Consider the following 22,426-nt stretch of genomic DNA (forward strand, 5'->3'; position numbering starts at 1 on the left):
TCAGCATTGGCACCGGACAGAACCGGCTTCTTGTGACCGCCGATCTTGCCGGGCGAAACGCCCCCAGTCTCCCGTCTCAGATTCTTCCACTTCGTTACACAGGACGGGCTGATCTGAAGCGCCTCTGCAATCGAACGAACTGTCTCTCCTGCATCAGCTCGCGCCAGAGCCCGTTCACGAAGGTCTTCTGAATAGGGTCGCGTCATCCATGCTGGCCCCCGTTCTCCAGCACGGAGTTTGAATCAGAAATCGCTCCCGCTGGGAATCCCGATTCTGCGAAAAAACAACATGCTCTAGAGCATTGAGATTGCGGTCTGCCGCATCGCTCGGCACGCGGGACTGCGACGAGGGGCGCTGGCGTTTTCCGAGGGTGCGTCTTTCTTGGCATTCACGCGCTGATGTCAGCATGTGCCGGATCGATTTTACTCAAGTAATTGTGCTGCGCCGGTGGCGGCCGTCATGGTGGTCTCCGTCAGTTCGTTTATGGCGCGTCCAACTTAACCTCAAATGGGCTGATCAGGCCCGAGGGCCGGCAAGAGCCTCGATCGCCTTCCCGCAACGGCTTAAGCCTGCTTTTTTCCCCTGCCGCGAAGGGGCGGCATTCCTCGCGGGAGACAAAAAAGCAGGCTTGTCGCCGTCCTCCGCTGCGCTGCGGGCCTGACGGCTGCGGGCCGATCGCTCCCCGGGCCAAGGATCGCCATCGAGGCTGCGATAGGCGCGGCCCGAGCAACAAACGGAGACGACCATGGCTACCATCGGCACCTTCACCGCTGCGGACAACGGCTACACCGGCTCGATCAAGACGCTGACGCTGAACATCAAGGCACGGTTCGCCGCATCCGAGAAGGACAACGACAAGGCGCCCGACTATCGCATCTTCAACGGTGTGACCGAGTTCGGCGCTGCCTGGAAGAAGACCGCTCGCGACAGCGATCGCGAATACCTCTCGGTCAAGCTCGACGATCCGAGCTTTCCGGCCCCGATCTACGCCTCGCTGGTGAAGGTCGAAGGCGACGAGGGCTTCACCCTGATCTGGTCGCGCCGCAGCGGCGACTGATCCCCTTGGGATCATCGGCCCCGCCTCTCCGGAGGCGGGGCCTTTTGTGCTTCTTGCGCCGCTTTGGAAGGAAGCAGAAAGCGCAAGTGCCATGCTGCAAACCAGAGAACGATGAGAACAGGATGCCGCGGGCTCACCTGCTATAGGTCGTCGGCCGGGCGAGGAGCCCACCAACAGCGCTAGCGCACGACCGAGGACTGCGGCGCGTCGCGACGCCAGAAAATCAATTCGTGCGCGCAGCGCGCTCCAGATCTTGACCTGAAAACGCTTAGGGCTCCGCCCTCGGCGCGCTTCGGAGCGCCTTCCGCCCAGCTTCCTCCGCGCTAATGCGCTCCGTGCAGCCGGTTCCCCGCGAAGGCGCCCACTCCGCTTGCACACCCGCTGCTCGCCGCGAGGCAGGGTTGCAGCGCAGCGCTGCGCTTTAACCTCAGCCCACAGGAGAATGACCATGAACTCGATGACCTTGTCCCTAGGCGAACAGCCCGCATCCGGCGGTTTTCGCGTGGATGTCTCGCGCGGCCAAAGGATCGGCCGCGTGTCGTCCGAGTGGTTTGCGCGACCGGATGACGAGCGTTACCTGAACCTGCCGGACCTTTACGAGGCGGTGCGGGGACGGGCCGAGCGCGCGGAAGCGCGAACGGTGGAAAGCCGGACCATCCGGGTAGAGGCGAGCCGGGACAATTCCGAGCGGTTGGTCCTGATGGTGCCGGGACGTGACGAGCCGGTGGCGCCGACCCATTGGAGCTTTGGCCAGCTGTGTACGATGGTGGGCGCGCCGACCTCCTATTTGCGCCAACTGCCAGCTGCGCTATCCGCCATCAACCTGCAACACGGCTTGCTGTCGCATCGCGCCGAGCTCGTGAAAACTCTGGAGACCAATAGCGGACGTGTTGAGCTCCGTGCTGTCACCGGGCCGGACTATGGCCGTATCTGGGATCATGAACTGGTCGCCGCCGTCATGAAGATTGCGGGCAACGGCACCGGCGATACGCGGTGGAAGGTCCCGGGTGTGTTGGATTGGTCGACCATGACCCACAACCCCTTTTTGGACGCGACCAAGGACACGACGACGCTCTACGCCAGTGATCGCGACGTGTTCCTGTTTCTGGTCGACGACACCAACCCGATCGAGGCGGGCCGTCTGCCGAATGGCTCGCCGGACCTGTATTTCCGGGGATTTTACTGTTGGAACAGCGAGGTGGGCAGCAAGACGCTCGGCATTGCCAGCTTCTATCTCCGGGCCGTCTGCATGAACCGCAATCTCTGGGGCGTGGAGCATTTCGAGGAGATCACCATTCGCCATTCGAAATTTGCCGCACAACGCTTCGCCCATGAAGCAGCACCCGCATTGACCAGCTTTGCCAATTCCTCGCCCGCGCGCTTCGTCGCCGGCATCAAGGCGGCGCGGAACGGATTGTCGCCCGCACGGACGAGGACCGGGAGAGCTTCCTCCGCAGGGGAGGGTTTTCCAAGTCCGAGACGTCGAAGATCATTGAAACCGTTCTGGGCGAGGAAAACCGCAAGCCGGAAAGCATCTTTGACTTCGTGCAGGGCATTACCGCGTTTGCGCGCGGCAAGGCTCATCAGGACACGCGCCTTGAACTGGAAGGCAAGGCAAAGCGCTTGATGGAGCGCGCGATCTGAAGATGTGAGCCGCGCAACCGGATGGCGGTTGTGCGGCCCCGTGCCTGGACGCCGCCGCCGATCCGGCAAGCCGGATCGGCGGCGGCGGCGCGAATTCGCGTCCGGCGCTCGCCGGGCCTCCGGCCCGGCTCGCGGAAGAGATCAGGATCGAATCTTAGACACTTTCTCGTCAAGCAGGTCGACCGGCCTTCCAAAGCTTGGTCCGTCTGCCAGCTTGTTGGAAGAGTCGCGTTTTGCTCGGTGGACTGGAAACTCCGCAATCTAATGACGTTTGCTGCGCTCTGTATTTGCTGCGATCACGCAAACTAGTCGCTCTTCAGCAGTTTCCAGGGTTCGATCTGCAACCCAACGGCAATCCTTGACAGGTTGTCGAGGGAAATATTTCGTTCAGATCTTTCAACCGAGCTTAGATAGGTACGATTAATCCCGGACTCGTGCGCGAGAGCTTCTTGGCTAAGGCCGCGAGCAGCCCGGAGCCGGCGCATATTCCTGGCCAGCACGTCCCGGAGCGGTCCTTTGTGCGTCCTCTTCACGGACGCAGATACTGCTGCTTGATGCTTTTAAGGCTACCGCTTTTAAGTTACAATCCGTTCAGCCGTTGCATTATGGGAAATGCGATGGGAGGGCACCAAAGGTACCATGCCAAAACTTCCGATTGATCCCGAGGTTGCTGACATTGCGCCGGCCGACGTCGAGCTGACGGTTTATGACAAGCAGCACGTCGTTACGTACATCCGCCTTCTGCAGGCCGACAGCGAGGGCGCGGACTGGCGGGAAGTTGCTCGAATAGTGCTGCACGTCGATCCAGAGGGTGAGCCGGACCGCGCGCGGAACGCTTACGAGAGTCACCTCGCGCGCGCGAAGTGGATGACCGAACAGGGGCGTCTCTTACGCGGTGCGGGGTCGACCTAGAAGAAATTCATCGACCAAAACCTTGATTTCGCGATCGTCGTGTCCGGCCACCACGTGGTCATTCGGGAGACCACGCGGTGTCAAACCAGGGTCCTCCTGCGGCCCAATCGATCGGAATTATTGCGCCACGATCCTTGTTTGCCGCGTGCAAGGAAGCAATGCCTGGGTTCGACTGGCGGTCGCCGGAATCCTGCAAGAGCCTTCAAGGACGCAGAGATAGCAACATTGAGGCGACGGCTGGCACGCAGCGCTGCGCATCGGCGCAGTCGAAGTTTGGTCAACAGAACCGCCAAGCGGTGGCGCTCACCAAGTAGCCAGGTTGTCGTCCGACCGCGAACTTGACGCGTGGGCATACGCGGCCCGACAACCTTGGTGCGACAGGAACGGGCGTGCGCGAGGTCCTTCCTTTAACGAGCCATCCAATCAGCGACGCCAGCGGTTGAACCCGGCTCCTCGCGCGCTCGATGCAGAGTGCTGATAGTACATATCGTGCCACCGCAGAAGCGCCGTTCGCCAGGAAGCCTATTCCGGATCACGCCTGGAAAACGCACGACCTGCGCAGCCGAACCGTCCGCCTGATGCAGACGGAACGCAACGGGCGCAGCCGGCCGTTGCCCAAATGGAATAGCTGTCGTGAGTTCGCGAGCGCGACTCTTCTCTCATGAAACTGGCAGTCCGATGGGGGTGCTGGATGGCCGTTACTTAGGACGTCTGCCCGCGTCTGCCGTGATCGGTCTTGCGTTCCGGTGTGGACGTGGGAGGAGTGATCGTGCGTTACGAGTGCTTTCGATCTGCCATTCCCCTGCTCGATAGATTGCGGGACCATTCCTCCCTCCCGACCAACATATACCGAACCTGTGAGCGCGGTGGTGGCCTAGGGCAGCCGCACGGCCGTGGCGCGCTGCAGCTTTACCCTGGAATTGCGCAAGCACGACGGTATGTTTGGCTCCGTCGGGAGCGCGCGTTCGGGCTGTTGTGCCGCTGCTCTTCGTTTGGACTGTCTGCAGCGGTCCGCACTTGCGAAGAAACGGCGTCACGGCCGACGGCGAGCTGCGGCATCACCACAGCCGGAGTGCTGCCGGCCAGTGCAAAGACACGCCGTCCATCGGCCAGCCCGAGCGCCATCATGCCGTCCGGCGGCTGCACCAGATCGCGCAAGGCGTCGCGCGCCGGGAGCTCTTGGCCGCGCGGTCGGCGAGCGTCACCGTCGCGAGTTGCGGTGCCTTGCGACCGGTTAGCCAGCGGAACACCATGCTGGTGGCGACGCCATGGCGGCAGTAAACCTGCGCCACGCTGACGCCGGGCTTCTACGTCTGCTGCACGATCGCCCGCTTCTGCTTGTTGCTGAACCGACGCCGGTTCGACCGCCCGTCCAGCGCTTCCGGCGTCAAGCGGTGTTTGCGTCGCGCGCAATGAGCAGCGCTGCTTGATTGAACCCGGGCACCCGGATGAAGCAACAATCGCCTGTCCATCTCGTCGCCGGAGTCTTCGAGACGATCGTGCCGGCGTCTGATGACGGTTCCTGGCGTCGGCCTCGTTGCGGCCCTTCGTTCAAAGTCGGTCGATGACCGTCGGCGCTTCGCGCGATCGCGAACGGTCGGCGCGTATTTTAGCCTGACGCCGAGGCGACATCAGTCCGGAGCCTCCGTCGACTATGAAGGCCGTATCATCAGGCAAGGCGATATCGCCGTTCGGGAGGCGTTCTGCGAGACGGCTGCAAGCCTTCTGCTGCGCGTCAGGACCTGGACCGCCTTGCGCGCGTGGGGACTGCGGATCGCCAAGCGGTCAAGCACGCTGTGTGCGATCGTCGCCGTTGCGCAAAATCTCGCTAGCATTCTGCATCGGATGTGGGTCGGCGAGACCGACTTCCACGTCGGCCTCGGCGCCAAGGTAACACAACGACTCACGTTGAAACCTGCGCAGCAATTGCTGCGCTGACAACCGGGAACTGTTGCTGGTCTTGCATCCAGCTTGTTGAGGAGGAGCAAAGATTAGAGATCCGAACGCGCGACGAGCGTCCCTTGGCGGGGCCGCGAAGCGGGGAATGTCCGCTATCTCTCGCCTGCTGCCGCCCTTCGGGTGAGAGTACCCGATTGCTTGGACAGCCCTGTTTACGAGCCTGATGAAGAGAATGCGACGGCCACGTGCCGAACGCGAAGGAATGCCTGACTCCGCCTAGAGAATGCAAGTCGTGGCCATGCTGACGCGAACGCTACTTGCAATCGAAGCAGCGAGATAAGGAGCGCTGCTTGTTTGGAGAAATCGTAAAAAAGCGTAGGAGGGAGTTGACTTTGCATGCTCGATTAGGACGGCGAGATAAAAGGGCGCACATTGCGCCGCGGTCGGTTCGTTGTGTTGGTTGACGTTTTCCGCCTGCCGCGCAAGGTGCTCGCCTGGGCAGCAATGTGCGCGCTGCACGCAAGTCACTGACACTCCGCGATCTATCAAACATTGCCGAGGTCGGCGATGGCTGAGGATTGCGAGTTTCGCATCCGGCCCGGCGGCATCTGCTCATCCACGTCACAGCGGGCGCGGCCCTTCATTACGCAGGCGATCGCGGCGGCACGGAAGGCCGGCGGGCAGGTGTCTCGTTCGGGCCGGATCATCCCGGGCAGCCGGTCGCGCTTCGGACGCGGCCGGATTGGAAGCGTACGGGCCATCCATCTATGGGCGTTCGCGCATCGTCGTCGTCAAGACCCGCGTCGTCCGTCACAGCGCGCGCCGCGCCGCTCGCTACCCACCTCAATTATCTCCGTCGCGACGAAGTGGCCCGCGACGGGGACAAGGCCGCCTGTTCGGGCAGCAAACCGGGGACGCTGAGGGCCGAGCCTTCGCCGCGCGCTGCAAGGACGACCATCATCATCTCCGTTTTCATCGTGTCGCCGGAGGACGCGGTGGACCAGCGGCGTCCGACGATCAGAGAGCATGTACGCAAGCCGATCCGGCGGGTAATCCGGGTCGAGTGGCAGACAGGCGCCGCCCGCCTTGCCGTCCCGGCGTAGTACGTCTTGCCGCAGCCGCTGGTGCCGATGAAGCCCAAACGGTCATCGAGTGCCTTGCGCGGGATCGGGGGCTTCATCGTGCACCGCCGATCGCGCGAACGTAGGTTGAACGAGAACGTATAAACCGGCTTACAAACCGGTGCGAGTTATGCACGCCGTTGTTGAAGAATGGCGATCCCGACGGGAAGGCTTCAATCGTGTTTCGTCAATATGTTGCAGTGGCTAACGCCGGTATGCGCACGTGGCGCCGTTAAAGGGCATCTGCGCGCAGTGGCTAACGCGGCGAGGGCAGGCCGATGACCAACCGCGTGCCGGCCGATCGCCTCGCCGAGCTGCGGCGAGTAAAAGGGAGCGCGCCGCCTCAAGCGAGCGCACGGGCACCGCCCTACTGGAGCCACGCCGCGACGACACAGGCGAAGCCCACCGCAAGGACGGCCTCGGCTGTCACCGTGACCAAGTCAATCGTCCACGGATAGTCCCTTCCGCCGCTCAGATCGAAATGTCTGGAGTGGTTTTCGTCCCGATAGGTGTGAAGGCGCATGGTGACGACCTCCTTCTGCTCGGTGACTAGCTAGGCCTCTTTTTACCAAGAACAGGACGCCTGCGTACATGCGACATCCAACCGCGTGAGCCCCAGGCCAAGCACGCATCCCGACGCCGAGATTTTTTGTCGGGCTCGCGGGGGGCTGTTCTGAGTGTTGTCGCGTCATGACGGCGATGAGCACGACGATTTCCGCATCCGGCCTGGTTGTGTGCGCAACCGGGGCACACGCGTCAACGCGCGCGATCTGCCCTTCCTGACCGAGGTGAAGATCGCCGTGCGCAAGGCCGGCGGCAACCCCAACCAGATCGGCCGCGGCGCGGGATCAGCGGGCAGCGGGAACGGGCAGGCAAGCGGCCGTTTCAACGCGCGCGGCCGGGGCGCCAGGGTGGTGGCGTCCTTTGCCCAGGACGGCGACGGCTGGCAGCAGGACTCCAGCGGTCGCTTCCGCGCGCGTCGGGTCGTGGTCAAGGCGCGGGTGGTGAAGCTCAACCCGCAACGCGGCTCGCGCGGGCCGGGGATGCGGGGCGCGGCGAGCAAGGCGGCTGACGCGCATCTGCGCTACCTCGAGCGCGACGGCGTCACCCGCGACGGCGAGAGCGGCCGGGCCTACTCAGCCATTGAGAACGAGGCGGACGGCAGGGCGTTCATCGAACGCGGACGTCAGGATCGCCACCAGTTCCGGTTCATTGTCGCGCCGGAGGATTCCATCGAGATGGCTGACCTGCGCGGCTTCACCCGCGACCTCATGCGGCAGATGGAGACCGACCTCGGCACCAGGCTCGACTGGATCGCCGTCGATCATCACAACACCGGCCATCCGCATACCCATGTCATCGTCCGCGGCGTGCTCGATGACGGCCGCATCCCTCAACATTGCCGGTGACTATATCGCCCATGGCGTCCGTCATCGGGCGAGCGAATTGGTCACGCTCGAGCTAGGCCCGCAGACCGAAATCGAGCTCCAGAACAAGCTCCACAACGAGGTGCTGGCGGAGCGCTGGACCCGGCTCGACAGGATGCTGGCCTCCGAGCAGCGCGACCACGGCGTCATCGATCTCAGGCCCGGCGAAGGGGCGAGCTATCTCGTCCGCGAGAACCGCGCCAACCTGATCGGGCGCGTCCGCCAGCTTGAGCATTACGGTCTTGCCAGCGAGACCGAGCCGGGTCGCTGGACGCTCTCGGACAAGGCCGAGCGGACCTTGCGGGAGCTGGGCGAGCGGGGCGACATCATCAAGACCATGCACCGGGCGCTTGCCGAGCATGGTATCGCCGACGAGCGCGCGCCCACCCAGTGCGTCACCCACGGCAGGCAGATCGCCGAGCCGGTCGTCGGCCGGGTGCTGGCCAAGGGACTGGCCGGCGACGAGATGAGCGACCGGCTGCATCTCGTCATCGATGGCATGGACGGGCGCACCCACCATGTCGAGAGGGCGGATTCGGCCAGGCTGGACGAGATCAAACGCGGCCACATCGTCGCGCTCGATCCGGTGCTGACCAAAGCCGAGCCACGTGCCGCGGACCTCAACATCCGCGACATTGCGGCAATGAACGGCGGCCTCTACCGGCCGAGCGAGCATCTGGAGGCCGCGCGCCGGCAGATCGAGCGCTTCAAGGGCGACCCGGACGCGTTCATCCGCGCCCACGTCCGCCGGCTCGAAGCACTGCGCCGCGCCGGCCATGTCGAGCGGATCGACGCCGACCACTGGAAAATCCCCCACGACATCGCCGAACGTGGCATCGCCTATGACGCCCCCGGCCGGCCGACGGATTTTGCCATTCGCACGCTTTCCACCCTCGATCTTGAGCGCCAGATCGGCAGCGACGGCGCGACCTGGCTCGACCGCGAACTCCCAACCGGATGCCAATCTCGGCGGCGGGCTTTGGACGGGAGGTCACGGACGCGATGGAGCGTCGCCGCCAGGCCCTCGTGGATCAGGGGCACGCAACCCGGCTCGACGACGGCCGCGTTCGCGCGCCGAAAGACCTCATCGCCCGCCTTGAGGCGACCGAGATCAGCCGCGTCGGGAAGCAGATCGCGGCCGAGCGCGGGCTGACTTACACGCCGAGCAAGCCGGGCGAGTTCGTCGCCGGCAGGCTTGCGGGCGTCGCCACGCTGGTCAGCGGGCGCTTCGCCATGATCGAGGATGGCCTCGGCTTTCAGCTCGTGCCCTGGCAGCCCCTGCTCGACAAGCGGATCGGCCAGCATATCAGCGGTGTGATGCGGGACAGCGGTGGCATCGAATGGGGTTTCGGTCGGAAACGCGGGCTGGCGCTGTAAGCCGGAGCCTCCTTGCCGGCCCGCCGGCCGTCTTCCGACGGGCGGGAGCGTGGACGAGGGGGGCAACTTGGGCACGGTGGCCAGATCGCCCGCGGGGAGCGCACCAGATTGCGGTTGAGCCACTCGGCGACGCAGCAGGCGAAGGCGCGGGCCTCGGCGCGATCGCGTGGCAGGCCGCCATCGAACTCCGCAATCCCCGGCGCGCTCGTCAAAAAAGACCTGCCAGTCCTCGGCCGACCAGCCATCTTTGCCAAGGACGCAGCAACACCACGATGCTAGGCTTGTGAAGCGAGAGAAGATCGAGGATTGCGGCCGGCGGCGGCGCGGAGGCTTCCAACACTAGGTCGTCGCCGTCGAGACGCAATTCGACACCGGCGACCCGCGCCGCTCTCAGCGCTTCGGCGGCGCTCATAGCGTTGCCCTCCTTCCGGTTTTTCCGGGCGCGGATTGGGGCGGGTGATTTGCGTCCGCACAGTCCGCAAAAACCGGCTGACCCCCTCCGAGCCTTGTTTGGCGTGGTGAGTCTTGTGCCGCAGTGGTTTGGTGGTGGGACACCGGGTAATTTCCTGCCCCCGGAGATACCCGTGAGTTGCTTCTAGCGTCCCTTTGGTCCGCGCTCTCTGGGCGGTCTCTCGAGGGAGGAAGCCGCGACAAGCGCCGTGAGGTTGATGGCCGCTGCCTCATCAGGAGCTGCGCGACTGGGGCGCTGTCCTGACAGCGCAGGACTGCGAGGCTATAATGGCCGAGGTTCTCGAACGCGCCGGCACCGCGGCGCATGCAATGAGCACGGCCATGAAAGTCAAAGACCTGATAGATGAGCTGCAGAAGCTCGATCCGGAGACGCTGGTCGTCACGTCCAGTCCTGACGGCTTCGCTCTGTATGAGCCGACATTTGACCGCGAATGGATCACGATAGACCGGTTCGGTAGTCCGCAGCGCGCCATATCAGGCGAGCCCGGAGCGGTGCAGGCCGTCAGGCTCTAAGCCTCCGGGAAGTTCTCTTGCACATAGAGCTTGATGCGCCCGCCAATCGTATCGTGTTTGGGTACGTCTGGTTCGAACGCCGGGACCGGCACAACGTTGTAGGAGGCGGAGATGAAACCCATCAAAGACGAAATGATCCGAACAATCGTGAACGAAGCCGGCGATGAAGTGGGCCAGACCAACCTCGACGGCACGCTTATCAAAGGGCACCACCAAATCGATGCCGAGCTAAAGCTCCACCACGAACTGTTCTTCAGGACCAGCGGCGCGCTGACAAAGATAAACTGCATCACCATTGACCATACCGCGCACAAGATCACGCTGGCGGTGGACGGCTTTAGTCGGGCTTGAGCCGATGATGAGCGCGTCTGTTTGGCGTGCTTGGGCCGGCCGATATCAGAAGACCGCTGCGGCCAGCCCGATGGCGGCCAGCACAATCACCACGACGAATGCTAGCAGGCAGCGTCCATCGCGACCTCCCGTCCAGATGCTGTCTGAATTTATTTCCGGTAGATCACCACTGGGGCATCGCCCGCCCGTTGAACCCGAGGGGACCTCGCCCCGGCACCGGTTGCTTTTGAGGTAAAGCAGACATCAAATGGAAGGCGAGGCCCACAGACTCGGTCGAGAATGAGCCAGAGACGACATACGTATCATCGCGGCCGTTCTACCGTTCCAAGGAGAGTTGCTTGGCGTCGATCATCCGGAACCCGAGTGTTGATGAGCTGCCTGGACTTTGCGATCTCTGTTTCAGATCCAAGGCGGTGTGGGGCTACGAGGAGGAGGTCATGAAGGCCTGTCGTAGTGAGTGGAGTTATCGTTCTGTCCGCTGGACCTCGAATCGACGCATGTCGCCGTTGCCGAAGAGGATCGCAGAATAGTCGGTGTCGTACAGGTCAAAGTCACCGCCGATGACGCCGAATTGTTGAAGCTCTTTGTCGAGCCCGAGGTGCTCCGAAAGGGGACAGGAAAGGCGCTTTTTGCTTGGGCAACCGACCTCGCAAGGAGGATGGGCGCACATCGAATGGTTATCGAGGCTGATCCCGATGCTGCGCCCTTCTATCGCGGAATTGGAGCTCGCGACGCTGGAACAGCGCCTTCGGGATCACTACCGGGCAGGATGCTGCCGCGGCTCACGTTCGACGTCTTGCAGGCAGGACCAGCCCTTGAGATCGGCGACGGCTTCGACGTCTCGTTGTGGCCCGAAGCAGCGGTTAGGGGATGTCTGCTCTTCCGCCACTGTCGGGGGATAAGCAGACATCCGGCGAGCCGGCCAAAATGACGCGAGTGACCTAAGCAGCCATTTTCCGCGAAGGCGCACCGATATGACGAGGAATGCCAGAGCGCACCGCCCGTTCGACCTAGCTCAGGTACTCAGCAAGCAGCTTCGACGGGCATGGCATGCGAGGAAGGCTTTATCGATTGACATGGTGCTGCCAGAGTGGTCACGTCGTTCTCATCGAACTGTATCGCCGTGACGAAGTGGACCGGCTTGTTCGTCGTCGGCGAGGAGTGTCGCCGTCACTGTCATCCTCACAATCGCAATGAAGATCCTGCAGCAATTGGCTGCAATGCAGGGCCTGTCGCATTCGCAGCTCAGAGGAGAATTGATTGCAGGTACTTGTCCGCGACAACAATATCGAGCAGGCGCTCCGTGTGCTTAAGAAGAAGTTGCAGCGCGAGGGCGTCTTCCGAGAAATGAAACGGCGGCGCTCCTATGAAAAGCCCTCGGAAAAAAAGACACGTGAGAAATCTGAGGCTGTTCGCCGGGCTCGCAAGCTTGCTCGGAAGCAAGCGATCAGGGAGGGATTGCTTCCAGCGCCGCCGAAAAAGAAGATTTTTGAGCGCAAGCCGCCTTTGCCGGAGGTCAAAGCACGCGCAGACTAAAGGGAACTTCAGTGCCAGGAGAATGCTGAGCGCCGAGGAACGTTGTCATCACGGATCTATTGCCATGGTTGCCGCGTCACTTGTGACGTTCTGCAAGCGCGGCCAGAAGGCCCTGCGGAATTTGGGTCGGTCCCGCGTTGATCGTTCGACGAGCGGCGCGCTAATGGCGGCGCCCCGCTCGATGCAGTCAGCCACCAAATGCAAGAACTCTTGCCGCTTTATGCTTTTCATCTGACGACCTTCCATATGGATGAGAATGAATCTCGCCATGTAGGCGACTTAGAACGGCGACATTTCTAACCTAGCTGAATTTAGCGTGGGGGCTTCGCAAGAGCGCGAGGCAGGCCATGACCTCCCCTTTCGCCGAGCGACGCATTTCTTACTGTCGCCATCATGAGCGCCACGTTCCTGATCGAGATCGCCTTTTTCACCTTGATTGAATGTTCTGAAAAGAGCGCGCTGCTGGGCAGCGCGCAGCCGATGCGAGGGTCTAACTCTCCACAACCTTGATTGTTGAGACCGGCCATCGTCCATCATGGCCTTTGATCGAAATCCGCAGCCCGTGCAATTCATCCAGCCAAACGTTCTGCACCGTACCTGCCTTTCCATCGGTAAGCACGACGGCTTTGCCGATCAATTCGGATTGCGCCTCACCATATTCATGCAAAATGTTGGACGCATGGCGCTTCACCGATGGCATTACTCGTCCCTGTTCGGCCAAGCCGTCTGTGCCTCAACGACGAGGCTTGTGCCGGCGCTCAGCCGCTGGAATGATTGATGGTGACTGCTCTTCCAATTCGCGGAGCCGGTCGATTTGCATTTTGAGACTCGCCGGCAATTCCGGCTCTGGTTTCAGCGACGCGCGTAATCGCTCGCCGATCTCTCGAACGAGAGCCCGGCTGTGTACATGGTCGATGTCAATGCGGTTGCGCATAACGGAGCCTTCGGTTCGGTAAAACACCCCCGCCGACAGGCCAACATCGTCCCTGCACTCTCCCGCGACCGATCGGGGCGCAGCTGGCATTTGAATGGAACCGGAGACCGCCGCTTTTGGCTATCCGTGCGCGAGCGCTTGAGAAAAGCGGGTCAGCGACCTTTGGCTATCCGCGACATGCGCCGTGTTAGTACCGGCGAGCGACGGTCTCATGTTTGTTGAAAGCCTGCAGGCGGCTTTCGTTCCTGATTTCTGATCGCGACCGCGATGTTCCATTCGGAAGGAGAAGCCTAAGTCGCTGGCGCCACGGCGGCAACTTCCGACGCGGGCGAAGACATCGAGGCACGGCGTTCGGGAACCATTTCTGAGAGTGCCCAGTTAGCTTCTGGGGGAATGGCGGTGACCTCACCATGAGGACCGAATATCTCGCTCCGATTGTGATAGCCGTTCTTGCCGCTGGGACTGAGCCGGCAGTCAATTCTGTCGGCTCGCTGCCTTCCGAAAGGCAGTCCACGCCGGCTGCCATGCAAGCAGCGGACCGATTAGCTGAGTCCGTGGATCCATTTCTTCTTCGGTCTGGTGGCTAACAGCCGGCGTAACTCAAACGCATTGATACGCGCCTAGATCGGCGCGAGGTGAATGCGGCAGGCCTGCACCGGCGTGATGCCGCGCGCGTTCTCGATAAGCTTGCAAGCTTGCGGGCGGCGGCGTTCGCGAGCGGTGAGCTGAGTCGCCACCGGCTGACCAGTCATGGGTGCGCGCTTGCATCATCCGAGCGACCGCGCGGCATCCCACCCTGTCGTGCCCAGGCACGATAAGCCAAGGCGCGACGTAGCTGCCAGCCAATATCCCGCCGTCCAGCGCGCTCTGCTTCGCGCTGCGCTTCGCCGTACGTACTTGCCCTTGGAATAAAACGGCCAGTCGAGTGCGGAGCATTTCAGACGAGCCAGTCGGCAAGATCGATTCCGGCCACCGAGCAGGTCGCAACCGTGCGCCCGAACTGATCTGGCGTAATGGGCGCGCAGCTCACCGGTCGTCGCGCGATGAAGGCGGTCTGATCGTTGGCGGCTTTGCTCGTGGTTGTGCGGGCAGCGCGCTCCTTCAGTGCAAGTCAGGCACCACCTTCCTCAGCCGAGGTGATCCCGCCACATTGGGGGCACCGAAAAATACGGTCGCGGCGGCGGGTGAGACGGGGCATGGCACGATCAGAGCCGGGCGACAACGCAGGCAAATTGTCAATCTATTGGGGCTCAGATCGCCGCTCGGCGACCGAGCCTCGCGAACGCCCCTCTTCTGCATTCGCGCTGACCAGCTCCCAGTCGCCGCTTCGAAGGATTTCTAGCCTCTAAAAACGAGAGGCGGCTGCTCTGCCGCGTTCCGTCACCCGATAGGACACATCGCCGATGTCTGCCACGAAGGCTTTCAACCAGCCCAGCTCGACCAAGCGCTGATACTTGTCGCGATCAAGCTCGTCCGTCACGTGTTTGTGGCCGCCGGCAGCGACGATCTGCTTGATCAGTTTGAAATCATCAGGCTGCGCCATAGCCAAAGCTTCACTGTCGCATGCCAAGCTTTTGCTTGACGCCAATCAACGACCACCTGCGGGGGTGATCAGCTCAAATACTCCGCGATCTCCTCGAGCGAGGCATCAAAATGCTCACCGAGCACGACGGAGTTGCTATCTTCCTTCACGAGTGCGTATTTTCCGAGATTGTCTTCATGAATCGAACGTGACCGCGACTTATGGATAGCGTAGCCGAGTTTGCGTGCACGCGCTCGCAAGGCACTTTCGCTCGTCAAGCGTATCCGGAGCTCCCGTATCGATCTAAAGCATCGTGAGGTGAATCACGCCGTCGTCAACCTCGCCACGCGCCAGTCTAGCGCGAGCGACACGCTCAAATTCTGTCCGATATTTGTGGAGATAGCTGAACGCCTGGTTCTGCGTCCGGAACGTCGTCTCAAGACGGCACGTCTGCCGAACCGAGCCTATGGCCAGTACGAAGGTGATCGTTTGCCGGTCGCCCGACACGGTCTTAGGCACGATCCGCACGCTCTTGGGCATCTGGCCGTCTCCTCGGTTCAGGACAGAGCATCGGCCTCCCCTCCTGCGGGCCCGACCAAGGCTAAGTCCAGTCGCTATTCTTCAAAGTCCCCTCTTGGGTTTTTTCCTTGCGGTTTCCGTCAGAACCGTTCGCGTTCTTGCCTCTTCCGCTTCCTTGGTCTCCCGCAAGGCGCGAAGACGCTCCATGTTCTTGCGAACCTCGATGGCCTGTCGCCCCTAGATCCGCCATCGCTCGTGTACCTTCTTCCGCGGCCAACCGCTGCCGGTTGGCGCGTGCGATGCTTTCGGGCGAAGGTTCAGCTGATCTCTCGCCGCTCATCTCTCATCCGAGTTCGCCACAAGCAAAGCCCGCTCAATCCACAGGATCGAGCGGGCATTACAGCCATTTCAGTACATCAGTGAAAATGGCGCAAACAGCTTAAGCCAGCGACAGATTTTCCGCGCTTACCTTACCACGCATCTTGTCGGTCTTGAGCTCAAAGTTAACCTTCTGGCCCTCTGCAAGGCCTGCAAGGCCTGCCCGTTCAACGGCGCTGATGTGCACGAACACATCGTTTCCGCCATCGTCAGGCTGGATAAAGCCAAAACCCTTCTGGCCATTGAACCATTTAACAGTACCTGTCGGCATTTTCTTCTCCAAAGCGCGTTCGCGTGACGTCACGCGATTTCAGATTCAACTGGTCGGATGTTTCGGGAAGGAGCCCGCAGGCGCGTTCAAAAAGGCACAGCGGCTAATCGAATGTACGCAGGGTATGGATTTACGTAACAATACACAAGTGCACCACACACCGAATCCGCATGAGGTCTGGCGCTCCAAGGCCTTGATAAGGACGAACGCCAGCCCTTGTCCAATCGTCAAGATGCGTCATATGATCGTCAACTTCACAGGCGGGACGAAGATGACTGAACCTAAGTTGGAAGTTCCCGCCGAGCTGCGCCAGCTCGCCGAGAAGACGATCGACCAGGCCGAAAAAGCTTTCGGCTTATTCTTTGATGCGGCGCGCGGATCAACAGCGGCCAGCACGATGCCGGCGGCAGAGGTCTCGAAGCAAGTGCTCGCATTCTCGGAAGAGAGCCTGAAGACCAGCTTCGATCACGCTCGAAAAGTCGCGTCGACGGCTAGTCTTGAGGAAGTTGCCACTGCTCAGTCCGAGCTTGTGAAACGGCAAATGGCCGCTGCGGAGCACCACATTCGGGAGCTCGCAAGAGCAACCGGATCGAAAGATCGGACCTGATGTTTAGCTCCTGAGGTAGCTGAAACTCCCCGGCGAAAGGGGGAGACCTTGCAGCAGCTCAGCATTTCCCCGGGCTGATCTCCACCGGGCTCGTGCCTTGAATGAGCTTCGGTAGTTGGGATGCAGATGCATCCTTGCCGAACGATTCGATGGTTTGTGCGGCCACCTTGGGAGCAACACGCGTGCAGGTATTCGTTCGAGACAATGACGTCGAGTAAGCGCTTCGCATCCTCAAGAGAAAAATGCAGCGGAGGACCTGTTCAGGGAGAAGCCGCCGCCGGCGCTTCTCCGAGAAGCCCTCAGACAGCACTTCGAGAGAGACAACGGAAGCCATCCACCGACGACGCAAACTCGCGCGCAAGCAGGCCATTCGAGGCGGACTGATCGCCGCTCCGGCGAGGAAGCCTGCCGCCAGCGGCAAGAACGGAACAGGATCGCGCGCCAATGCCGCTAGACCGCGGCAAGGCCAGCGGATGCGAATGTGAGCTCGAAAGCGACGTGTCGCAGGTCGCGAGGGTGACGGCGTTGCCGCTCTGGATCATTGTGGCCATGCTCCGTTACGGATGCGCCATCGGGCTTATTGCAGGCTAGGTCCAGTCCCCTCGAGTTGAGAGAACCGGACGGTCAGAATCTCTTTCATCGTCATTCTGCCGTTAGCGAGCTTCTCGGCCAGAATGAGCTGCTGCGTATTGGGCAGGCCAGCCGGTATCACCATTTTCCCACCCGCTTTCAACTGGTGGATCAGCGGAGGAGGAATGAGATCGGGAGCAGCCGTCACGATCACCTTGTCAAAGGGGGCGTGCTCTGACCAACCGTGATAGCCATTGGCAATCTTAAGTTCGACATTGCTGCAGCCCTGCCGTCGGAGCCGTCGCCTCGCCTCTTGGCCGAGCTCTTCGATGATTTCAACGGAGTATACCTTGCGGGCCAGCCGCGCGAGGATGGCGGCCTGATAGCCAAGACCGGTCCCGATTTCGAGAACGCTGTCATCGGCCTTGATGTCGAGCAGATCGGTCATTAGGGCGACGATAAATGGCTGCGAGATCGTCTTTTCGAAGCCGATTGGAAGTGGAATATTGTCATACGCGTAGGGCTGAAGTTCGATTGGCACAAACTCATGCCGCCACACTTCGCGTATGGCCGTCATGACACGTTCGTCAAAGGCACTCTTGCCAATTGTGTCACGCAGCGCAAAGGCGTTGGCGGCGATGACCGCGAGCATGTGTTCTCGCAGGGCCTCAAGGTTTTCTGCTCGCATTGGCAACTTTCACGACGCATGGCGTTACGCCCGCGCACGCCGAGCCAGGCTACTGCACCAACTGGCCACCCGTCACGACCTCCCGCGGGCAATGCGGATGAGGTTCCTCAAGCGGAACTATGCCGCCCATGACACGCTGAAGACGTCGCAGGTCCATTGAGGACAGCGGGAGGCCTTCAAACGGGCGGGAAAGATTGTACAATCTCGACAGCTGTCCTTAAAGCGGGACATGCCGAAATCTTCGTGGCGGAGCGGCAGCGGCCGTGCCGTCGGCAGGCGCTTTACCAGCAATCCGGCGCCGTTCCTTTGCTCGCGCTGCTCGTGTCGCCTACTCCTGCAGCGCGGAACGCGCTGGTGAAGGCAGCGGAGGATCGCAATGAGCTGGTCCTATATCCCGAGATCGAAATTCAGGGACGGCTGCGGCGCCTGTGCCCGGGGATCCACATTGGCTGCACCCATGACGGCAATATGTTGCCTGCACGCTTGATCTGATTACGAGGCTCACGGCCCAGACATATGATCTGGACACGCTCACCGTCTGAACCGGATGATAATTTCTGACTACGAATTTGGCCAATTCTGCATCTCAATCTGCGTCATCCTCAAACCCAAGGAGATCGACATGGCCAAAGGTCAACAAAGAAGCAATCGGGAGGCCAAGAAACCCAAAAAGAAGAAAATCAAAGTCATTGCCGCAGCACCAAGCCAAAAGGGTGCGGGACGGCAGCCGACCTTCGTTGAGGGCAAAAGGAAATAGACTAGCGTCATCTGACGCGTTGTCGGGAGATTGATAGATCCGCGTCCGTCCAGCGGCTGCAGGTGCTGAGTGCGGCACGACAGCTAGATTGGCCACTCCAGGTCATAGACGCACCGCCGCGGATGTCGTCCTGCCTTCAAAGCTCCAATGGCAAGACGCGCGCGTCGCGTAAACGATCGGGCAGTTACAAGCGTCAGGCGGTTGACCTGGACATGATGGAAAGGAGGAGGTCCAATGGCACTCACACGTGGTCGATTTCTCGGCTACGAGTTCGACAGGATGGTCATGCTGTTTTCGATGGTTGACGGACAAAGGGAGATACCCTGCGCCATTTCGACCTCCGCCATGGATGATCTGGAAGGTATAGCGCGGTCCAGGCCCAACCAGCGCGAGGCGCAATTCATGAGACTCCGCGATCGGATTGAAGAGCGTGCCGCTCGCAAATTCCTGGCTATGGAGTTCGAAGGCACTCCTCCAGGCATTATCTTGCGCAGTATCGACTTCCAAACTTAGTTCCAAAGGAGTCGGCAGGTCTGATGCACAACGCGATATCCGCATTCCATCGAGAACACGTTGTGCTTTGACTTTGCATTAAGACGATTTGGGATGTCCGGGTTAGCGAAGGCGGAAGTTTTGATGGACAGTGTTCTTACACGGCCAAGTCCCAAAGCGGCCATCGGCAACGCGGAAACCTGCGGAGCTTGACGCCGCTCTAATTCGTGTCCATATGGTGCCAGCTTCGCTATCGTCGCAGAGCGCCGCACCGGCAAGTCTGCCGCCGAAAATCTGCGCGCCGCCTGAGCGACTGCCCGAAGGGCCATCCTGCTCTGACCACGGATGTACTGGCAGAACTTGTGGCTTCAGAGTGCCGCGGCCGATCCGTCGGCACGCCGGATTTTCTATTTGACCGCAATCGCCACAAAGAAAGTGACGACGATCTTGCAAGTCAGGCCACTAGTGACTGCGGCTGCGCAGAGAACGGAACGCGAGCGCGAAAGGGCGCAAGCCGTGCGAGCTACGACGCCGAGAGCTCAGCCGACCCGGCGCACGATCGCAGCTCGGATATCATCTTGAGCATTGGATATACCTCAGGTCTGGCGGCGCTCGACACCCGGCGTTGGACGCGCATTCTGGGCAGCTATCGCACACCAAATCACGTGCGCAGTGTCGCGGAGTTGGTGATCACGGCTTTGCCGCTCGTGACGTTATGGACCGCAGCTTGGTTCATGTTCTCCCTTGGCTATGCTTGGGCTTCATTGCTTATCGCGGTTCCAGCTGCTGGCTTTCTCTTGCGCCTATTCGTGATCCAGCACGACTGCGGCCATGGCACCTTTTTCGCCGACCGTCTGGCGAACGACTGGGTCGGCCGCGTCATTGGCGTGCTCACCCTGACGCCGTACGACTGGTGGCGCCGCACGCATGCGATCCATCATGCCACCACCGGCAACCTCGACCGGCGCGGTATCGGCGATGTCGATACCCTGACAGTGCGCGAATACCTGACCCGTTCGTGGTGGGGCCGTCTCAAATACCGACTTTACCGTCACCCGCTGGTCATGTTCGGGGTCGGACCAGCCTATCTGTTTCTCCTGCAACACCGTCTCCCGGTCGGCCTCATGCGCAACGGTTGGCAGCCTTGGGCCAGCACAATGGCGACCAATCTCGCGATTGCCCTGATCGTCGCTGCGCTCATGTGGTTCATCGGCGTTAAGGCGTTCCTGCTCGTGCATCTTCCGATCGTGCTGCTCGCCGCCACGACCGGCGTGTGGCTGTTCTATGTGCAACATCAATTTGAGCAAACGGCGTGGGAGCGCAACGAGCGCTGGAACCTGCATCAAGCCGCTCTGTACGGCAGCTCACATTACGATCTGCCGGTGTTGCTGCGCTGGTTCACAGCCAACATCGGCATCCACCACGTGCACCATCTCTGCAGTCGCATTCCTTATTACCGGCTACCGCGCGTGCTGCGCGACCACCCCGAACTGCGCGTGGTCGGTCAGATAACGCTTCTACAAAGTTTTCGGTGCGTGCGGCTTGTGCTGTGGGACGAGCAGCAGCGCCGCCTGGTGTCGTTTGGCGAGATCAGAGCCTGGGAGTTTCAGGACACGGCGCCAAAGCTCGCCGCACCATAGCCATAGCGGTCGCGCTTTCCTCGATCCTGATGTGCCACGGTTAGCGCATCGCCTCGGTCGGGGGCTCTAGGCATCCGATGTCGGCTGTTGGCCGTCGCGTCATTTTGCGGCAACACAGCATTTCGGTCGCTTTCGGAGCGAAGCCGACATTGGAACGGACTTATGAGCATATTGCTAGTAGCAAGGACCGTAGGTTTCCACCCGTCTGAATGAAAAACAGCTTGTGCGTCAATGGGGATTGACTGACACTCTCTCCGCCATTTGCACGATTTTGTACGCCAAACTACGATTTTGCGCGCTCGGGGACGCTCGTTGGGCGGAATGCACGCCAAAGCGTGCGGAGAAAAACAATAGTAACCAACCAACTCTTCCTGCCAGTTTCAAAAATCCTGATGTCGCGCTCCAGAAGATTGTTGTCGATCGGCATGCTGCCATCTTCGGTGTATCGCGCCAGATAATTCCACTAGTTCTGAGCATAGGATACGGCGTCGCCAAGCTTGCTGTCGGGCAAGATCGCCGTCGCGCAAACGACGACGGTTTTACCCAGCAGTTGAAGGTTTCGGTTGAAAAGCCTTCGAGGCAGAACGGTGGGCCCGATGCCGCGACAAGTGGGAGATGCGCACAACGTTAGCTGAGGTGCGCATCGTACGCATCCGACGGGGGCCGTCTTGCTTGACGGGTGGTAATTCGCGAAGCGTGTGGCCTTTAGTCTAGCTTTAAGGTCATCAGGCGATGCGGGTCGAGGTTTTGGGCGGGCTGGAGCGGCGGCGGCGCTGGTCGCAGGACGACAAGGCACGGATTGTCGAGGAGACGTTGGCGCCTGGTGCGAAGGTGACTGAGGTTGCGCGTCGCAACGGAGTAGCGGCCAGCCTGGTGTTTACCTGGCGTCGACAAGCACGGACATCGGAACAAGTTGTACCATCTTTTACGCCGGTGCAGATCGCCGCCGTAGCGGCATCGGCTGAGGACACTCCGAAGCTTTTGCCTACGGTTGATGGCCGAGTTCGCTCCGTGGCAGCCGCGCGTACTGGATTGATAGAGATCGATCTCGGCAACCGACGGTGCATCCGGGTGGATGCGCACGTCGATCCGGAGGCGCTGGCGCGGGTCCTCGATGTGCTTGGACGCCGATGATTGCGATACCGGGGAATGTACGAGTGTGGCTCGCGACGGGCTACACGGATATGCGCAGAGGCTTTCCGTCGCTGGCACTCCAAGTGCAGGAGGTGCTGCACAAAGACCCGCTCAGCGGTCATCTGTTCGTCTTCCGCGGTCGCCGCAGCGATCTTGTGAAGGCGATCTGGCACGATGGCCAGGGAGCCTGCTTGTTCACAAAAAGACTCGAGAGAGGAAAGTTCATCTGGCCATCGGTTGCCGGTGAATCGGTAACGATCTCGCCGGCGCAGTTGAGCTATCTTCTGTCCGGGATCGATTGGCGTAACCGTGTGTCCAGCAAAGGCTGGCGTGTCCAGTGGGAGGCAATCCCACCAGGGTAAAAGTCAGAGCCCTGTAGTTTGGATAGCAGAGAGGAGGGAAACCGAATTTTTGAAGCCTATCGACAAGGTCTCCGGAAAGGGAGATCACGAGTCATCGGGCCGTATCGAGAGAGAACGCGTTGTGGCCTCGAAAAAGTCAGCAACCCGAAGGCCGAGCCCGCGGTTTCAAGGCGAAGGCAGCATAGACAGCCGAAATCTGACCGATGCGGCTGTTCACTTCGGCGGGGTGGAAGCGACAGCACGA

General features: G+C 61.0%; 27 protein-coding genes and 5 pseudogenes. 19 read left to right on the forward strand and 13 right to left on the reverse strand.

All coding sequences use genetic code 11. The features are described from left to right. Window positions 1–206: helix-turn-helix domain-containing protein (locus J6525_RS42255; protein WP_225646685.1), on the reverse strand; the 206-nt coding region annotated here is incomplete at its 3' end. Between the two features lie 539 nt (window positions 207–745). On the opposite strand from J6525_RS42255, the gene J6525_RS42260 reads away from it, so the two are divergent. Then, on the forward strand, window positions 746–1,057 hold the full coding sequence (locus J6525_RS42260; RefSeq protein WP_225649089.1) for a DUF736 domain-containing protein: 312 nt from the start codon (window positions 746–748) through the stop codon (window positions 1,055–1,057). Window positions 1,058–1,505: 448 nt separating this feature from the next. Beyond that, window positions 1,506–2,701 (forward strand): annotated as a pseudogene (locus J6525_RS42265) (DUF932 domain-containing protein). Window positions 2,702–3,006: 305 nt separating this feature from the next. Here the strand turns inward: J6525_RS42265 and J6525_RS42270 are convergent. After that, window positions 3,007–3,186, reverse strand: a complete 180-nt coding sequence (locus J6525_RS42270; RefSeq protein WP_225649111.1) for a helix-turn-helix domain-containing protein — start codon at window positions 3,184–3,186, stop codon at window positions 3,007–3,009. A gap of 154 nt (window positions 3,187–3,340) precedes the next feature. On the opposite strand from J6525_RS42270, the gene J6525_RS42275 reads away from it, so the two are divergent. After that, window positions 3,341–3,613, forward strand: a complete 273-nt coding sequence (locus tag J6525_RS42275; RefSeq protein ID WP_225649090.1) for a DUF2285 domain-containing protein — start codon at window positions 3,341–3,343, stop codon at window positions 3,611–3,613. Between the two features lie 1,124 nt (window positions 3,614–4,737). Here the strand turns inward: J6525_RS42275 and J6525_RS42280 are convergent. Further along, entirely contained in the window at window positions 4,738–4,905 is a 168-nt protein-coding gene (locus J6525_RS42280; protein ID WP_225649091.1) for a hypothetical protein, read from the reverse strand. A gap of 220 nt (window positions 4,906–5,125) precedes the next feature. On the opposite strand from J6525_RS42280, the gene J6525_RS42285 reads away from it, so the two are divergent. From J6525_RS42285 to J6525_RS42300, 4 genes and pseudogenes are all read left to right on the forward strand, one after another. Continuing rightward, window positions 5,126–5,551 (forward strand): transposase, encoded by a 426-nt coding sequence (locus tag J6525_RS42285; protein WP_225649092.1) that lies wholly within the window; start codon window positions 5,126–5,128, stop codon window positions 5,549–5,551. A 528-nt stretch (window positions 5,552–6,079) separates the two neighbouring features. Beyond that, window positions 6,080–6,513 (forward strand): annotated as a pseudogene (locus J6525_RS42290) (type VI secretion protein); the annotation flags it as partial. Window positions 6,514–7,310: 797 nt separating this feature from the next. Then, window positions 7,311–8,042, forward strand: coding sequence for a relaxase/mobilization nuclease domain-containing protein (locus J6525_RS42295; RefSeq protein ID WP_225649093.1), 732 nt, complete (start codon window positions 7,311–7,313; stop codon window positions 8,040–8,042). A 133-nt stretch (window positions 8,043–8,175) separates the two neighbouring features. Then, window positions 8,176–9,437 (forward strand): annotated as a pseudogene (locus J6525_RS42300) (DUF3363 domain-containing protein). Between the two features lie 208 nt (window positions 9,438–9,645). Here the strand turns inward: J6525_RS42300 and J6525_RS42305 are convergent. Next, window positions 9,646–9,849 carry a hypothetical protein gene (locus J6525_RS42305; RefSeq protein ID WP_225649094.1) on the reverse strand — a complete coding sequence of 68 codons (204 nt, stop codon included), beginning with the start codon at window positions 9,847–9,849 and terminating at the stop codon, window positions 9,646–9,648. Between the two features lie 326 nt (window positions 9,850–10,175). On the opposite strand from J6525_RS42305, the gene J6525_RS42310 reads away from it, so the two are divergent. From J6525_RS42310 to rpsU, 4 genes are all read left to right on the forward strand, one after another. After that, window positions 10,176–10,421: a hypothetical protein gene (locus tag J6525_RS42310; RefSeq protein WP_225649095.1), complete on the forward strand. Its 246-nt coding sequence runs from the start codon at window positions 10,176–10,178 to the stop codon at window positions 10,419–10,421. Between the two features lie 111 nt (window positions 10,422–10,532). Then, entirely contained in the window at window positions 10,533–10,772 is a 240-nt protein-coding gene (locus tag J6525_RS42315; RefSeq protein ID WP_225649096.1) for a hypothetical protein, read from the forward strand. Window positions 10,773–11,229: 457 nt separating this feature from the next. Continuing rightward, window positions 11,230–11,703: a GNAT family N-acetyltransferase gene (locus tag J6525_RS42320; protein ID WP_225649097.1), complete on the forward strand. Its 474-nt coding sequence runs from the start codon at window positions 11,230–11,232 to the stop codon at window positions 11,701–11,703. A 329-nt stretch (window positions 11,704–12,032) separates the two neighbouring features. Continuing rightward, window positions 12,033–12,308: a 30S ribosomal protein S21 gene (gene rpsU / locus J6525_RS42325; protein WP_225649098.1), complete on the forward strand. Its 276-nt coding sequence runs from the start codon at window positions 12,033–12,035 to the stop codon at window positions 12,306–12,308. 490 nt (window positions 12,309–12,798) lie between these two features. Here rpsU and J6525_RS42330 read toward each other — a convergent pair whose 3' ends face one another. From J6525_RS42330 to J6525_RS42360, 7 genes and pseudogenes are all read right to left on the reverse strand, one after another. After that, window positions 12,799–13,008 carry a PRC-barrel domain-containing protein gene (locus J6525_RS42330; RefSeq protein WP_225649099.1) on the reverse strand — a complete coding sequence of 70 codons (210 nt, stop codon included), beginning with the start codon at window positions 13,006–13,008 and terminating at the stop codon, window positions 12,799–12,801. A 33-nt stretch (window positions 13,009–13,041) separates the two neighbouring features. Beyond that, window positions 13,042–13,242, reverse strand: a complete 201-nt coding sequence (locus tag J6525_RS42335) for a hypothetical protein (protein WP_225649100.1) — start codon at window positions 13,240–13,242, stop codon at window positions 13,042–13,044. A gap of 1,345 nt (window positions 13,243–14,587) precedes the next feature. Then, on the reverse strand, window positions 14,588–14,785 hold the full coding sequence (locus J6525_RS42340; protein ID WP_225649101.1) for a TenA/THI-4 family protein: 198 nt from the start codon (window positions 14,783–14,785) through the stop codon (window positions 14,588–14,590). A gap of 68 nt (window positions 14,786–14,853) precedes the next feature. Further along, window positions 14,854–15,042 (reverse strand): hypothetical protein, encoded by a 189-nt coding sequence (locus tag J6525_RS42345; RefSeq protein WP_225649102.1) that lies wholly within the window; start codon window positions 15,040–15,042, stop codon window positions 14,854–14,856. 25 nt (window positions 15,043–15,067) lie between these two features. Further along, entirely contained in the window at window positions 15,068–15,304 is a 237-nt protein-coding gene (locus tag J6525_RS42350; protein ID WP_225649103.1) for a hypothetical protein, read from the reverse strand. 81 nt (window positions 15,305–15,385) lie between these two features. Then, window positions 15,386–15,623, reverse strand: a pseudogene (locus tag J6525_RS42355) (transcriptional regulator). 99 nt (window positions 15,624–15,722) lie between these two features. After that, the gene (locus J6525_RS42360) at window positions 15,723–15,932 is read right to left on the reverse strand and encodes a cold-shock protein (protein ID WP_225649104.1); all 210 of its coding nucleotides are present in this window, start codon (window positions 15,930–15,932) and stop codon (window positions 15,723–15,725) included. Window positions 15,933–16,203: 271 nt separating this feature from the next. On the opposite strand from J6525_RS42360, the gene J6525_RS42365 reads away from it, so the two are divergent. After that, window positions 16,204–16,539, forward strand: coding sequence for a phasin family protein (locus J6525_RS42365; RefSeq protein ID WP_225649112.1), 336 nt, complete (start codon window positions 16,204–16,206; stop codon window positions 16,537–16,539). Window positions 16,540–17,116: 577 nt separating this feature from the next. On the opposite strand, the gene J6525_RS42370 is transcribed toward J6525_RS42365, so the two are convergent. Next, entirely contained in the window at window positions 17,117–17,761 is a 645-nt protein-coding gene (locus tag J6525_RS42370; protein WP_225649105.1) for a protein-L-isoaspartate(D-aspartate) O-methyltransferase, read from the reverse strand. Window positions 17,762–18,040: 279 nt separating this feature from the next. On the opposite strand from J6525_RS42370, the gene J6525_RS42375 reads away from it, so the two are divergent. From J6525_RS42375 to J6525_RS42385, 4 genes are all read left to right on the forward strand, one after another. Then, on the forward strand, window positions 18,041–18,289 hold the full coding sequence (locus tag J6525_RS42375; RefSeq protein ID WP_225649106.1) for a hypothetical protein: 249 nt from the start codon (window positions 18,041–18,043) through the stop codon (window positions 18,287–18,289). A gap of 130 nt (window positions 18,290–18,419) precedes the next feature. Continuing rightward, on the forward strand, window positions 18,420–18,554 hold the full coding sequence (locus J6525_RS47135; RefSeq protein ID WP_283848686.1) for a hypothetical protein: 135 nt from the start codon (window positions 18,420–18,422) through the stop codon (window positions 18,552–18,554). A 234-nt stretch (window positions 18,555–18,788) separates the two neighbouring features. Further along, window positions 18,789–19,067, forward strand: a complete 279-nt coding sequence (locus J6525_RS42380) for a DUF1488 family protein (protein WP_225649107.1) — start codon at window positions 18,789–18,791, stop codon at window positions 19,065–19,067. A 557-nt stretch (window positions 19,068–19,624) separates the two neighbouring features. Then, window positions 19,625–20,686, forward strand: a complete 1,062-nt coding sequence (locus J6525_RS42385; RefSeq protein WP_225649108.1) for a fatty acid desaturase — start codon at window positions 19,625–19,627, stop codon at window positions 20,684–20,686. A gap of 358 nt (window positions 20,687–21,044) precedes the next feature. On the opposite strand, the pseudogene J6525_RS42390 reads toward J6525_RS42385, so the two are convergent. Then, window positions 21,045–21,194 (reverse strand): annotated as a pseudogene (locus J6525_RS42390) (IS66 family transposase); the annotation flags it as partial. 224 nt (window positions 21,195–21,418) lie between these two features. On the opposite strand from J6525_RS42390, the gene tnpA reads away from it, so the two are divergent. The 3 genes from tnpA to J6525_RS42405 form a co-directional block, all read left to right on the forward strand. Continuing rightward, window positions 21,419–21,820 carry an IS66-like element accessory protein TnpA gene (gene tnpA / locus J6525_RS42395; RefSeq protein WP_225649109.1) on the forward strand — a complete coding sequence of 134 codons (402 nt, stop codon included), beginning with the start codon at window positions 21,419–21,421 and terminating at the stop codon, window positions 21,818–21,820. A gap of 23 nt (window positions 21,821–21,843) precedes the next feature. After that, window positions 21,844–22,182, forward strand: coding sequence for an IS66 family insertion sequence element accessory protein TnpB (tnpB, locus tag J6525_RS42400; protein WP_446471738.1), 339 nt, complete (start codon window positions 21,844–21,846; stop codon window positions 22,180–22,182). A gap of 49 nt (window positions 22,183–22,231) precedes the next feature. Further along, window positions 22,232–22,426 (forward strand): hypothetical protein (locus J6525_RS42405; protein WP_225648904.1); only part of this gene is annotated, 195 nt, incomplete at its 3' end.

Origin of the sequence: Bradyrhizobium australafricanum (assembly GCF_020329495.1) — a bacterium.
In the GTDB taxonomy this organism is placed as follows: domain Bacteria; phylum Pseudomonadota; class Alphaproteobacteria; order Rhizobiales; family Xanthobacteraceae; genus Bradyrhizobium; species Bradyrhizobium australafricanum.

Coding starts and splice junctions, on each gene's coding strand:
- J6525_RS42270 (WP_225649111.1), bottom strand. CDS start 3,186: ATGCGCCGGCTCCGGGCTGCTCGCGGCCTTAGCCAAGAAGCTCTCGCG.
- J6525_RS42370 (WP_225649105.1), bottom strand. CDS start 17,761: ATGCTCGCGGTCATCGCCGCCAACGCCTTTGCGCTGCGTGACACAATT.
- J6525_RS42340 (WP_225649101.1), bottom strand. CDS start 14,785: ATGGCGCAGCCTGATGATTTCAAACTGATCAAGCAGATCGTCGCTGCC.
- J6525_RS42360 (WP_225649104.1), bottom strand. CDS start 15,932: ATGCCGACAGGTACTGTTAAATGGTTCAATGGCCAGAAGGGTTTTGGC.
- J6525_RS42275 (WP_225649090.1), top strand. CDS start 3,341: ATGCCAAAACTTCCGATTGATCCCGAGGTTGCTGACATTGCGCCGGCC.
- tnpA (WP_225649109.1), top strand. CDS start 21,419: ATGCGGGTCGAGGTTTTGGGCGGGCTGGAGCGGCGGCGGCGCTGGTCG.
- J6525_RS42330 (WP_225649099.1), bottom strand. CDS start 13,008: ATGCCATCGGTGAAGCGCCATGCGTCCAACATTTTGCATGAATATGGT.
- J6525_RS42305 (WP_225649094.1), bottom strand. CDS start 9,849: ATGAGCGCCGCCGAAGCGCTGAGAGCGGCGCGGGTCGCCGGTGTCGAA.
- J6525_RS42285 (WP_225649092.1), top strand. CDS start 5,126: ATGACGGTTCCTGGCGTCGGCCTCGTTGCGGCCCTTCGTTCAAAGTCG.
- J6525_RS42310 (WP_225649095.1), top strand. CDS start 10,176: ATGGCCGAGGTTCTCGAACGCGCCGGCACCGCGGCGCATGCAATGAGC.
- J6525_RS42315 (WP_225649096.1), top strand. CDS start 10,533: ATGAAACCCATCAAAGACGAAATGATCCGAACAATCGTGAACGAAGCC.
- J6525_RS42260 (WP_225649089.1), top strand. CDS start 746: ATGGCTACCATCGGCACCTTCACCGCTGCGGACAACGGCTACACCGGC.
- J6525_RS42380 (WP_225649107.1), top strand. CDS start 18,789: ATGGCACTCACACGTGGTCGATTTCTCGGCTACGAGTTCGACAGGATG.
- J6525_RS42365 (WP_225649112.1), top strand. CDS start 16,204: ATGACTGAACCTAAGTTGGAAGTTCCCGCCGAGCTGCGCCAGCTCGCC.
- J6525_RS42335 (WP_225649100.1), bottom strand. CDS start 13,242: ATGCGCAACCGCATTGACATCGACCATGTACACAGCCGGGCTCTCGTT.
- J6525_RS42350 (WP_225649103.1), bottom strand. CDS start 15,304: ATGCCCAAGAGCGTGCGGATCGTGCCTAAGACCGTGTCGGGCGACCGG.
- J6525_RS47135 (WP_283848686.1), top strand. CDS start 18,420: ATGGCCAAAGGTCAACAAAGAAGCAATCGGGAGGCCAAGAAACCCAAA.